11 protein-coding genes are annotated in these 12,573 nt (G+C 69.3%); 4 read left to right on the plus strand and 7 right to left on the minus strand.

Annotated elements, in window-relative coordinates; all coding sequences use genetic code 11:
* Window positions 1-1,209: PQQ-binding-like beta-propeller repeat protein (locus tag F4X11_03575; GenBank protein ID MYN64095.1), on the minus strand; the 1,209-nt coding region annotated here is incomplete at its 3' end.
* A 167-nt stretch (window positions 1,210-1,376) separates the two neighbouring features.
* On the minus strand, window positions 1,377-3,287 hold the full coding sequence (locus tag F4X11_03580) for a hypothetical protein (protein MYN64096.1): 1,911 nt from the start codon (window positions 3,285-3,287) through the stop codon (window positions 1,377-1,379).
* Window positions 3,288-3,508: 221 nt separating this feature from the next.
* Here F4X11_03580 and F4X11_03585 point away from each other — a divergent pair, with 221 nt between their 5' ends.
* Window positions 3,509-4,429, plus strand: a complete 921-nt coding sequence (locus F4X11_03585) for a sel1 repeat family protein (protein MYN64097.1) — start codon at window positions 3,509-3,511, stop codon at window positions 4,427-4,429.
* Between the two features lie 77 nt (window positions 4,430-4,506).
* On the opposite strand, the gene mutY is transcribed toward F4X11_03585, so the two are convergent.
* The 4 genes from mutY to F4X11_03605 form a co-directional block, all read right to left on the minus strand.
* A complete protein-coding gene (gene mutY, locus F4X11_03590) occupies window positions 4,507-5,592 on the minus strand; it encodes an A/G-specific adenine glycosylase (GenBank protein MYN64098.1) in 1,086 nt (361 codons plus the stop codon).
* A 101-nt stretch (window positions 5,593-5,693) separates the two neighbouring features.
* Window positions 5,694-6,599, minus strand: coding sequence for an NAD(P)-dependent oxidoreductase (locus F4X11_03595; GenBank protein MYN64099.1), 906 nt, complete (start codon window positions 6,597-6,599; stop codon window positions 5,694-5,696).
* A gap of 26 nt (window positions 6,600-6,625) precedes the next feature.
* On the minus strand, window positions 6,626-7,588 hold the full coding sequence (ppk2, locus tag F4X11_03600; GenBank protein ID MYN64100.1) for a polyphosphate kinase 2: 963 nt from the start codon (window positions 7,586-7,588) through the stop codon (window positions 6,626-6,628).
* 48 nt (window positions 7,589-7,636) lie between these two features.
* On the minus strand, window positions 7,637-8,185 hold the full coding sequence (locus F4X11_03605; GenBank protein MYN64101.1) for a Uma2 family endonuclease: 549 nt from the start codon (window positions 8,183-8,185) through the stop codon (window positions 7,637-7,639).
* A 249-nt stretch (window positions 8,186-8,434) separates the two neighbouring features.
* Between F4X11_03605 and F4X11_03610 the strand changes: the two genes are divergently transcribed.
* The 3 genes from F4X11_03610 to F4X11_03620 all read left to right on the plus strand — a co-directional run bounded on the left by F4X11_03610 (window position 8,435) and on the right by F4X11_03620 (window position 11,866).
* Window positions 8,435-9,439 carry a hypothetical protein gene (locus F4X11_03610; GenBank protein MYN64102.1) on the plus strand — a complete coding sequence of 335 codons (1,005 nt, stop codon included), beginning with the start codon at window positions 8,435-8,437 and terminating at the stop codon, window positions 9,437-9,439.
* A gap of 67 nt (window positions 9,440-9,506) precedes the next feature.
* A complete protein-coding gene (locus F4X11_03615; protein ID MYN64103.1) occupies window positions 9,507-10,625 on the plus strand; it encodes an SMP-30/gluconolactonase/LRE family protein in 1,119 nt (372 codons plus the stop codon).
* Window positions 10,622-11,866 carry a beta-lactamase family protein gene (locus tag F4X11_03620; protein ID MYN64104.1) on the plus strand — a complete coding sequence of 415 codons (1,245 nt, stop codon included), beginning with the start codon at window positions 10,622-10,624 and terminating at the stop codon, window positions 11,864-11,866. Before F4X11_03615 ends, F4X11_03620 begins: the two co-directional genes overlap by 4 nt.
* Before the next feature lie 79 nt (window positions 11,867-11,945).
* On the opposite strand, the gene F4X11_03625 is transcribed toward F4X11_03620, so the two are convergent.
* Entirely contained in the window at window positions 11,946-12,563 is a 618-nt protein-coding gene (locus tag F4X11_03625; protein ID MYN64105.1) for a Uma2 family endonuclease, read from the minus strand.
* Window positions 12,564-12,573 lie beyond the last annotated feature (10 nt).

The following is a 12,573-nucleotide window of genomic DNA, read 5'->3' on the forward strand; positions in this document are numbered from 1 at the left end:
GGTGGGAAACGGCTGCGTCGGTGCGGCCTGCTCGCCAGGCACGGTCGATGCGGGTACCGGGCGTTCTTCAATCGGCCAGACCGGCTCGCCGGTGACCCGGTCGAACACGTACGTGAACGCCTGCTTGGTTATCTGCGCCACCGCCTTGATCTCGCGGCCGTCCACGGTGATGTCGATCAGCGTGGGCGGGGTCGGAATGTCATAGTCCCAGATGCCGTGATGGATAAGCTGGTAGTGCCAGACCCGCTCGCCGGTCCGCGCGTCCAGACACACCAGGCTCTCGGCGAACAGGTTGTCGCCGGGCCGATGGCCGCCGTACAGGTCGTTCGTGGGGGTCTCGACCGGAACGTATACGTAGCCGAGCTCGTGATCGGCGGACATCGGGGCCCACACCCCGGTGTTGCCGCTGTAGCGCCAGGAGTCGTTCTCCCAGGTGTCGTTGCCGAACTCGCCCGGCTGCGGGATGGTGTGGAAGATCCACAACTGCTCGCCGGTGCGCGCGTCGAACCCGCGGACGAATCCGGCCGGAAAGTCCGGCGACGGCGCGGTGGCGCGCAGCGCCGCCCCGACCACGATCACGTCGTTGACGACGAGGGCCGGGGAGTTCAGGCCGATCTGGCCGGGCTCGATGGGCGGGCGGTCGGTCCCGTCGTTGATGCCCTGGAAGAGATCGACGACGCCCTGCTCGCCGAAGGTGGGAATCGGATATCCGGTCGCGGCGTCCAGCGCAACGAGGTGATACCCCTTCGTGACATGGATGATCCGCTCGTCGCCCTGCCCGTCCGTCCAGTACGACACGCCCCGGCCCGAGCTGGCCCGCACGGGCGCGACGTCGCCCCGCTCGCCCTCGTCGAGGCGATACATCCACAGCGTCTCGCCCGTGGCCCCGTCGATGGCCGCGACGTTGCGCCGCTGGCCGGCGGAGGTGTACAGCACCCCGCCGACCATCAGCGGCGTCGCCTGGTAGTTGAAGTCGACGCGGGGGCCGAAGTTGTCCGTCCGCCAGCGCCACGCGATCTGGAGGTCGGCCACGTTGTCGCGGTCGATCTGGTCGAGCGCCGAGTACTTGGTGCTGCCCGAATCCGCGCCGTAGTACCGCCACTCGCCGTCCTGCGCGCCCTGTTGCGCCGGAGCGGACACGCTCGTAGCGAGCAGGACGGCGACAACGACCGGAATCGTCCGGATACACCGATTCAACAGCGTCGACATGTGGTGCTCCTGTTCTCCACGGCGCGGGACGAAGCGCGATCCCGACAGGTGTGCGAGGGCTCGACGCCACAAAGGCGCGGCCTCACAAGAAAAGTGGGGAGAGCGTCACGCTCTCCCCACTGCCAGCTCGACAATCGTCGCCGAACGCGACCGCTGCGGTCGCGCTGCTACTGTCCGCCGGAATTCGTCTCGGTGGACGGCCCCGGGAACGGATACCCCGGCGGTCCGTACGTGTAGTAGGCCCCCAGGTCGTCGATCTTGTCCATGTCCGGATACAGCACGCCGAAGGCGGGCGCCTCACGGCTGCCGCGCGGCGAGTACCAGACGGCGCCGTCCCGCGTGATCTGAATCTTGGGCGAATCGGCGTGCCGCTGCGGCTTCGGATAGAACGTGAACTCCTCGCTGCGCGGATCGAACTTCCAGAGCGTGGCGCCGTACTCCCCGTCCGTCCGCTGGCCGACGTCGGGGGCCCAGATGTTGTCCTCCGGGTCGGCGGCGACGTCGTACGGCTCCGCGTTCTGCTGCGGGATCGACCACTCGGTCATCTTGCCCGTGGACTGGTCCAGCTTGACCAGCTTGCCGTCCCGCTTGCCGGCCGAGTAGATGCCCCACCAGATGTTGTTCTGCGAGTCCACGTTCAGGCGCCGCGTGTGCCCGGGGTAGGTGGGCGCGGTGAACTCGGTCCACGAGTTGTTGGATGTGTCGAACTTGACGATCTTGCCGCCGCTCCACAGCGCGATCCAGATGTTGTCGTTGCGATCGGCGATGACGCCGTAGGGGATGGCATGCGGGGTCGGGATGCGGAACACCGACACCTCGCCGGTCGCCCGGTCCCACTTGCTGATGGCGCCGCCCATGATCCACCCGATGTAGATGTTGCCCTTCGAGTCCATCGCCAGCGACTGCAGGAACTTGGTCGGGTTGCGGACCACGTCGTCGGGATCCATCGGGATCTGGTACTCGAACTCCTCCGTCTCGGGGTTGAACCCCAGCAGCCGCTTCTCCGCCGCGCCGGTGCGGCCGCGGTGCTCGGGCAGCCAGATCAGGCCGGTCGGATCGATGAGGATCTCGTGGTTGCCGTTGCGCGGATCGGGATACAGATACTCCCACTGCTCGCCGGTGCGGGGATCGAGCTTGACCAGCCGGTGCGGGATGCCCCGGTCCACCAGCCAGACGTTGCCGTCGGCGTCGAAGCGCGGATCCTGCCCGTAGCGCCCGACCCGGTCGCGCGCCCACGGCTCGGCGTTGACGCCCTCGTCCGGCCCGTCCTTGGCGAGGTAGTACTCGATGTACATCGCCTTGCCGAGGGCCTCCTCGTCGACCGGCGTCTGCTGCTCGATGGCCACGCGCCGGCGCTTGCTGTCCGGCCCGAAGTTCTTCACGACGTAGGCGAGCAGGTCGTCGCGGTCCTGCCGGCCGAAGCGGAACATCGACGCGCGGAACGACAGCAGCCCCTGCCCGTAGCGCGTGGGATCCTGCTCCCCGAGCGTGCTGCCGACCATGTGGTCGATCCAGGACATCCATTGCCGCTCGGTGCCCGGCCGCGTGGGGAAGAAGTTCTCGCCGTGGCACGCCATGCAGACCTGCTCGGCGACCTCCTTGCCGGGGCCCGGCGGGTAAATCTCGTCGTAGCTCGCGTACTCGAAGGCCCCGGCCCGGCCGCTCTCCATCGCCGTCCGGCCGGCGGGGATGACGAGCGGGGGCGCGTCGCCCTCGAGCGGGCCCAGCGTCAGATCGATCTCCCCCGCGTCGCCGGCGCCCAGCGTCAGGGTCTGAACGTCCGACTCGAGGTGCTTCGTGCTGGCGCTCACCTCGTAGGCGCCCGGGAACAGGGCGACGGCCCGGTAGCGCCCCTGGTTGGTGTAGACCATGTACACCATGTCCCGGTCGAGGTTGCGCAGGTAGACCTGCGCCGCCGTGAACGACTCGGAAGCGGTCACCGTCCCTGACAGAGTAGCCGTTCCAGGCACCTCCGCCTGCAGGCCGACCCCGGTCAGGACCAGGACCGCCGCGCACGCGGCCGCGGCCAGCAGCCGGGCAGGGTGTCGGTTCGCGCCGCGCATTCTCGAAAGCATCATCGTCTCTCCTTGGACGTCCGCGCGCCGGACATCTGTTCCCTGGACGTTCGATGGGATGTGTGAGACAGAGAATGCGCCCGGCGGCAGGTCAAGTCAAGTCGCGCGCGCCCGCGCCGACCCGTGTCGACAACCGGAGACAGCGCCTGCCGACGACGCGCAGAGCCCGGACCTCGCCTCCCCGCGTGCGGATCCCGCCCGGCGGGTCATGACGCCGGAATAGAATCAGGTTTCCACGGCGACCCCTCGGCGCCGCGGCGCCCGCAACGCCGGCGGTCGCCCAGACGAAGGAGATCGACAGCGTGAGGCCCGCGAGCCTGCTCGTCGTTTCGCTGTCGGCGCTCGCTCTCATCCAGTGCGCGGCCGCCGTCGATACGGTACAGCGGCCTGACGTCGCGCCGGCCGACATCGCCGAGTTCGGTATCGCCCAGCTTCGTCTCGCCGCCCAGGAGGGAGACGCACGGGCGCAAGTCGAGCTTGGCGCCCGGTACGAGAACGGTCGCGGCGTGGAACAGGACTACCGTTCCGCGGTGGTGTGGTTCCGGCGCGCGGCCGAGCAGGGCCACGCGCCCGGCCAGGCGGCCCTGGGTTTCCTCTACAGCACCGGCCGCGGCGTGGAGCGGAACGATGCGGTCGCGACGTCGTGGCACCGCCGGGCAGCCGAGCAGGGGAACGCCCGCGCGCAGAACAACCTCGGCACCCAGTACCGGAACGGCCACGGGGTGGCGCGCGACGACGAGGAGGCGGTCCGCTGGTTCCGGCAGGCGGCCGAGCAGCAGAACGGCTTCGCGCAGAACAACCTCGGCGAGATGTACCGGGACGGCCTCGGGGTGGCGCAGGACGACGCCGAGGCGGTGCGCTGGTTCCGGCGGGCGGCCGAGCAGGGGCACGACTTCGCGCAGGTCAACCTCGGCTTCATGCACGACCGCGGTCGGGGCGTGCCGCAGGACGACACCGAAGCGCTCGGGTGGTATCGCCGCGCCGCCGAGCAGGGTCACGTGCAGGCGCAGTTCAACCTGGGCGTCATGTACCTGGAAGGCCGCGGCGTGCCCCGGGATTTCGTGGAGGCGGCGCGCTGGTATCGTCTGGCCGCCGCACAGGGCCACGCCGAAGCACAGCAGTTGGTCGGCGACGACGGCCGCTGAAAGCTGGAAACGGCCAACGCTCTTACCGCGGTTCGAAGTGTCGCTCGGGAAGCCTCCTCACGCCCGCGGGTCCGGGATCACGCGCCGGTCTTCGGCGCATCGAACAGCGTGGTCACACCGACGAGCCGGGCCGCGACGGTCGACAGGCCCAGCCGGTGATCGGCCGGATCGATCCAGCGTCCCACGCCGTCGCGCACTGCCGCCGGCCGCGCCCGCAGACGTACGTAGACCGGCTCGACGTCGAGGTCGAAGTGAGTGAACCCGTGCCGGAAGACGCCGGCCTGCTGGACCTGATCCACCAGGTCCGCCGCGATGCCGGCCTGCTCGAGGAACCGGCTCACGGACTCGCCGGCGTCACGCTCCGGCGGCGACCACAGGCCGCCCCAGATGCCGTCCGGCGGCCGCCGCTCCACCAGGCAGGCGCCCTCCGGATCGACGACCACGAAGAAACGGCTGCGCTCCAGACGGCGCTTCCGGCGCGGCGGCTTCTCCGGGTAGCCCTCGGGATTGCCCGCCGCATGCGCCTGGCAGTCCGCGCGAACGGGGCAATCGGCGCAACGCGGCCGGGTCCGGCGGCACACCGTGGCGCCCAGATCCATGATGGCCTGGGTGTAGTCCGCCACGCGTTCGTCAGGCGTGTGGGATTCGGCCAGCCGCCACAGCTCGTCGAGGGTTCCGGCCGACGACACCGCCCCGGCGACCCGGTGCCGGCGCGCCAGCACCCGCTTGACGTTGGCGTCCAGGATCGCCGCCCGCCGGCCGTGGCTCTGGGCGGCGATCGCCGCCGCGGTGGAGCGGCCGATCCCCGGCAGCCGCTGGATTCGCTCCAGTTCGTGGGGAAAGACCCCGCCGTGCTCCCGCACGACGACGCCGGCCGCCCGGTGCAGATTGCGCGCCCGCGCGTAGTACCCCAGGCCGCTCCACAGGTGCAGCACCTCGTCGAGATCGGCGTGCGCCAGGCTCGCCAGGTCCGGGAACCGCGCAAGGAACCGTTCGAAGTAGGGGACGACCGTGCTCACCTGGGTCTGCTGCAGCATGATCTCCGCCACCCAGACCCGGTACGGCGTGCGCTCGTATTGCCAGGGGAGGTTCTTGCGGCCTTGGACGTCCCACCAGGCGAGGAGGCGATGGGAGAAACCCGCCGCCGACCGCTCATCAGCCACGTTTCTTCATCAGCGGCGCGCCATGCGAGGCCAACCGCACGCCGGTCGCCGGACCCCGATGGTTCGCCTTCCTTCTCGCCGGCCGCTTCCGTGCCGCAGCCTCAGGCGGACCGGGGGTCGATCCGGACCTCCTGCCCCATCCGCTCCTCGTAGACCTTGACCATCGCGCTCTTCGGCTCGTCGCCGAACCCCATCTCGATGGCCGCGCGGTAGGCCTTCACCATCGCCTCGACGAGCGGCAGCGAGGCGTCCAGATGCGACGCCGCCTCCTGGATGTTCACGATGTCCTTGTAGGCGGCCCGCAGCGAGAAGTCGCCGTCGAAGCGGCGCTTCATGATGCGGGGCACGAAGTGCTCGCTGGCGAAGCTGCGGGAGTTGCCCGTGGTGAGGACCTCGGCAACCTGGGCCGGTTGCAGTCCTGCTTTCACGGCGAAGGGCAGGACCTCGCAGAACGCGGCGATGTTGACGTCGTAGACGATGTTGTTGACCGCCTTCATGAGCTGGCCCATGCCGACGTCGCCGCAGTGGACGACGAACTCCCCCATGACGTCGAGGTACGGCTTCGACCGCGCGAACAGATCGTCGCTGCCGCCGAACATCATGGTCAGCGTCCCCTGCTCGGCCCGCAGGGGCATCCCGGAGACCGGACAGTCGGCGTAGGACAGCCCCGCGTCCCGAGCCCGCTCGGCCAGCCGCCGCGCCGCCCGGTGGTTCATGGTCGTGGTGTCGACGACGGCCGGGGTCTTTCCGCCCCGGGCTACTCCACGCTCGCCGAACAGAACCTCGCCCGCTTCCTTGTCGGACGGCACGCACAGAAAGATCAGCTCGGCGCTCGCGGCCAGCGCCGCCGGATCCGCGGCCACGGAGGCGCCGTCTTCGGAGAGCGATCGCGCCGCCTCCGGAAGCACGTCCCAGACGACGAGCGGAACCCCCGCCTTCAGCAGGTTCCGGGACATGCCCGAACCCATGCGGCCGAGCCCGATGAATCCGACGGTGCGTTCGTCCATGCGCGCGCAGCATAACACCGCGCGGCCTACCTGCCGGCGGCGGGATCGGCGGCCCCGATCATGTCGGCGCTGGCGACGATCAGCGGGTCGGCCCGGCCCACGACGCGGGCGTCCTTGTTCGTATAGGGCAGCGCCGCCAGGAAGTGCCGCATGCAGTTCAGCCGCGCGCGCTTCTTGTCGTCGGACTTCACTATCGTCCACGGCGCGTCGGCGGTATCCGTATAGAAGAACATCGCCTCCTTGGCGGCGGTGTATTCATCCCACTTGTCGAACGACTGCCGATCGATCGGCGACAGCTTCCAGTGCTTCAGCACGTCCTTCTCTCGCGCCTCGAACCGGCGCCGCTGTTCCTCGCGGGTGACGGAGAACCAGTACTTGAACAGCCTGATCCCGCTGCGCACGAGCATGCGCTCCAACTCGGGCGCCTGGCGCATGAACTCCAGGTAGTCCTTGGGACCGCAGAACCCCATCACGCGCTCGACGCCGGCGCGGTTGTACCACGAGCGGTCGAACAGCACGATCTCGCCGCCGTGCGGCAGGTGGCGGACGTAGCGCTGAAAGAACCACTCGGTCTGCTCGCTCTCGGTGGGCTTTTCGAGCGCCACCACCCGGGCGCCGCGCGGATTGAGATGCTCGGTGAACCGCTTGATGGTCCCGCCCTTGCCGGCGGCGTCCCGGCCCTCGAACAGGATGACGACCTTCCCGTTCGTGGCCTTCACCCAGTCCTGAACCTTGAGCAGCTCGACCTGCAGCGCCGCCTTCTCCCGCTCGTAGGGCTTGCGGGCGAGCTTCTTTCCGTAGGGGTACTCTCCGGTCTCGAAGAGCCGGCGGATGACGTCGCGGTCGCGCTCGACCGGGGCGGCGGAGCCCCCCTTTCCCGCGCCGTCCTCCACGAGACCATCGTCCATTCGCGGCGCATCCACCGCCGGCCCGCCGCTGTCTCCCGCCTTCTTCATTGCCTTGTCCCGCGAAACCCTCATTCGAGGCATGCCCAGCGGTGTCACCGCTTCAACCGGATTCGGACAGATCGGACCGCCTCAGAAACCCGCCTTCCAGATGGCTGCAACGTCGAGCACGAACCCCGGTAGCACGGACTCGCCGGTAAGGACGCCCGATCCGGTGCGCTGCTCCGCGACGCCATCGGCGCGGTAGATGGCGACCTGCCGCCGACCCGGATCGACGAGCCAGCCCAGGCGGGCGCCGTTGTCCCGGTATTCCTCCATCTTTCGCCGGACCACGGCGCGGGAATCCGACGGCGAGAGCAATTCGATGACGAAGTCCGGACACAGCGGCAGGAATCCCTGCTTGTCCTCGGCCGGAAGCCGCTCCAGTCGGGCGCGCGCAACCCAGGCCGCATCCGGCGACCGCACGGCGCCGTTGGGAAGCTCGAAACCGGTCGAGGAATCGAAGGCCACACCGCTCCCGTCGTCCTCGGCCCAACGAAAGACGGCGGCGAACAAGCGGCCGCTACGCGCCCCCGTTTCCCCGCCCGTGGGCGCCATGACCGCGATGCTCCCTTCCGCGTTGCGCTCGATGCGCACGTCCCGATTCAGTTGGCAGAACCGCAGGAACTGCTCGCGGTTCATGTCGATGACCGGTTGCACGTGCAATTCCAACGCCAAACTTTGCGCACGAAACCGCGGGGAGCCTACCACCATGACCACAGGCTAGGAGATTGTGCTGTAGAACGCAACGGAGCGACTTCATACAGCTCAAGCGCCCGGCGCATGCGTTCCGCGCAATCAACGGCGGCTCGGTCGAGCTTGCGCCCGAACCCGTCGGAGGCCATCATGGGCCTGCGTCTACAGAAGACGGGTACGCACGAGGAGGACGAGATGAGCCGAAGGTGTCTCGCGGCGGTATCGATCGTGGCTGCGATCATGGCGCTGACGCCCGCGTTTGCCGCGGCTCAGGATGCCGCGGAGGCTTCGCTCCGGACCGGCTGGGGCGACCCGGCCCTGCACGGCATCTGGGATTTCCGCTCCATCACACCCCTGCAGCGGCCCGAGCAGTACGCGGGCCGGGAGTTCCTGACGGCGGAAGAAGCGGCAGGCCTCGAGCAGGCGACCGTCGACCGCGAGCTGGAGTTGCTGCTGCGGCCGGCCCGGCGTACGCGGGCGGGCGCCAGCGTGGACCGCGGAGAGGACGGCGCGCTCGGCGCCTACAACGACCTCTGGCTGGACCGGGGAACGACGACCCAGAACTCGCGGCGCACGTCGCTCATCGTGGACCCGCCGAACGGGCGCATGCCGCCGTTGACCGCCGAGGCCCAGCGCAGGCGCGAGGAACGGGCCGCCTACCGGCGCGAGCACCCCGCCGATTCGTGGGAGGATCGGGGCCTGAACGACCGGTGCATGTTCACCACCGGGCTGCCGATGGTCCCGAGCGCCTACAACAACAACGTGCACGTGTTCCAGACGCCCGACCACATCGCGATGCTCGTCGAGATGACCCATACCGTGCGCATCGTCCCGCTGGACGGACGCCCCCGCGGCGAGCAACCGATCCGGCAATTCGTGGGCGAGTCGCGCGGCCACTGGGAGGGCGACACCCTGGTCGTCGAAACGATGCACTTCAACCGTCTCGTCGGCCTGCGGGGCTCGACCCCGAACGCGCGCCTGGTCGAACGATTCAAGCGGGTTGGCCCGGACGTCATCGAGTACGAGTTCACCATCGAGGACCCGGCCACTTGGACGAGCCCGTGGGCGGCGCTGGTGGAGCTGCAGCGGACCGACGAGCCGCTCTACGAGTACGCTTGCCACGAAGGGAACTACTCGATGGAGGGCATCCTGGCCGGTGCGCGGGCCGATGAGCGGAAGGCGGCAGCGCAGGCGAGATGACCGAACGGGCCGATAGAGAACGCGAGACGCCGTTCCAGGCCCTGAATGAATAACGGAGGAGAGCCCCATGACGAGACGCACCGTTTGGATGATGACGATACTGCTGCCGCTGCTGATGGCGGCGTGTGGCGACGACCAGCCGCAGGTGACGGGAACCGCCCACGTGCTGCGGGTGCTCGAATCGCTCGAGAGCCAGCAGGAAACCGTGATCGACCGGCTCACGGCGCTCGAGGAGAGCGTCGGAGCGCTGGAGGAGGGCGGCGGGGCGGACGCCGCGCCCGCGGGCGGCGGGGCGACGGGCGCCGAGGTGACGGTGGCGACCACGGTGGCCTTCACGGAGGGTCCGACGGTGGCCGAGGACGGCACCCTGTACTTCACGGACCTGGGCAACAACCGCATCATGCGGCTGTCGACCGACGGTGAGCTTTCCACCTTCCGCCAGCCGAGCAACGACGCCAACGGCCTGATCTTCGACAGCGAGTGGCGTCTGGTGGCCTGCGAGGGGGGCGACGGCGAGACGGGCTTGCCCCGCGTCACCCGCACCGACATGGAGACGGGCGAGATCGAGGTGCTGGCCGACGCCTACGAGGGCCGGGAGCTGCATCGGCCCAACGACCTGACCATCGACGGCCAGGGCCGCATCTACTTCACCGACCGGCCCGGCCCGAGCCCGACGCCGGAACAGACCGGGGTGCATAGCGTCTACCGCATCGACCCGGACGGATCGATCGAGCGCATCCTCACCGAGCCCGAGGTCCTGCGCCCCAACGGCATCGTGATCTCGCCCGACGACGCCACGCTGTACGTCATCGAGATCGATCGGGCCGAGGGCGGGCCGCGGATGGTCCGCGCGTTCGACCTCAGTCCGGAGGGAACGGCCGGCAACATGCGGGTGCTCTACGACTTCTATCCGGGACGGAGCGGGGACGGCATGACCATCGACAGCCAGGGCAACCTGTACGTGGCCGCGGGGCTGAACCGGCCGCGCGGGACCACCGAGACGCTCGACACGGTCGCCGGCGTCCACGTCATCTCGCCGGCCGGCGAGCTGATCCGGCACATCCCGATCCCGGAGGACACGATCACGAACGCGGCGTTCGGCGGACCGGATCTGCGGACCCTGTACGTGACGGCCGGCAAGACGGTGTTCAGTGTGCGCACCGACATCGAGGGGACGAGACGATGACGCGACAGCACTCGCGAGCGCGTGACATGGCGCCAGCCGTCGTTACGCAGTCCTACCGCTTCCACGCGCTCCTGCTGCCGGCCGCGTTGGGATCTCGTCGCCTTCACGGGCTCCTGCTCGTGGCCGGGCTGGCTGTCGGCACGGCGGCCGCGACCGCGTCGGCCCAGTCGGCGGGCGCTCCCGCCACGGCCCCCTCGGTGGCTCCCGCCCCGCTGCATTACGCGGAAGTGGTCGAGGAGGCGCGCGCGCTGGTGCGTGCGGATCTGGCCGCCCGCGGCTACCCCGGCATCGCTATCGCCGTGGCGGTCGACGGCGAAACCGTCTGGTCAGAGGGCTTCGGCTACGCCAACCTGGAGCACCGGGTGCCGATGCAGCCGTCGGTGAAGTTCCGCGTCGGCAGCATCTCGAAGTCGCTGACCGCGGCGGCGGTGGCGAGGCTGGTCGAGGACGGCCGCCTGGATCCGGACGCACCGGTCCAGGAGTACGTCCCCTCGTTCCCGGAGAAGTCGCACCCCATCTCGGCGCGGCAGCTCGGCGGCCACCTGGCCGGTATCCGGCACTACCGGGGCAACGAGAACTTCATCCGCGACCCGTACCCGACGGTGCTCGACGGCTTGACCATCTTCGCCGACGATCCGCTGCTGCATGAGCCGGGCACGATGTTCGCCTACACCAGCTACGGCTTCAACCTGCTCAGCGCCGTGGTCGAAGGCGCCGCGAAGAAGCCGTTCCTCGACTATATGCGCGAGGCGGTCTTCCGTCCCCTGGGCCTGCGCGACACGGTCGCCGACTTCGTGGTCCCCATCATCCCCGGGCGGACGAGCTACTACGTGCGCGACGACGCCGGCAGCGTGGTGAACGCGCCGTGGGTAGACAACAGCTACAAGTGGGCCGGCGGCGGATTCCTCTCGACGACCGGGGACGTGCTGGCGTTCGCCAACGCCCACCTCGACGACGACTTCCTGTCCGAGGCGTCCCGGAAGCTGCTGTTCACCGAGCAGAAGACCCGCGACGGCGAAGGGGTCGGCTACGGCCTCGGCTGGTTCATCCGGACGCGCGAGGACGGGCGGCGCCTGCTGTCCCACTCCGGCGGCTCGGTCGGCGGCACGTCGCTGATGGTGATGGAGCCCGAGTCGCGCGTGGTCGTGGTCGGCCTGATCAACCTGACCCGCGCGAACAACGGCGTCGTGCGCGAGGTGCTCGATCTGTTCATCGACGCCGCGGCAGCGACGGTGCACTGAGCTTCCCGACGGGGAACGACCGTCAAGTCGAGCGCCGGCGCGGTGACCGATCCCGGTGGTCGCCGAGTACGGATGGCGGCTATCCCTCGGCGTCGAACAGAGCTGTCACGTCGACGGCGACGCCGTCCAGCAGCGGCGACGTCGCCACGTCGCCGCGGGCGAACACACCGTGCTCGAAGTAGGCATTGGCGGTGAGGCCGAGCACGGTGACGGTTTCGGCGCGGGGATCGACGATCCAGTATTCGGGTATGGCGGCCTCGGCGTAGTCGGCGCGCTTGACGACGAGATCGCGGGCAGGGTCATCGGGACTGACGATCTCGACCACCAGGTCCGCGCCCAGCCAGAAGCGGTCTCGACGACGGAAATCGGACCGGTCGCGAAGCAGCAGCAGATCCGGCTCGCGGAACTTCCCCTCGCGCACCCGCATCCGCAATCCCGAGGTCACGACGACGCCGTCGCGGGGCGATTCATGCACGTGGGCGTAGAGCAGCCGGTAGAGAAAGAGCAGGATGATCTGATGCCTCTCGGTCGGCATGGGGAGTACTTCGACGCGGCCGTCGGTGAACTCGATCAGGCGGCGTGTGCGGTCCGTGAGCCAGAGGTAGTGCTCGTCGCTCCAGGAGCCCTGGGACGGCATGGCATCGGAGAGGACAGCGTTCAGCGCCTCCTGAGACGTTGCCGCCACGCTCGTTGCCATGCCACAGGCT

The sequence above is a fragment of the Acidobacteriota bacterium genome (assembly GCA_009861545.1).
Taxonomy (GTDB): domain Bacteria; phylum Acidobacteriota; class Vicinamibacteria; order Vicinamibacterales; family UBA8438; genus WTFV01.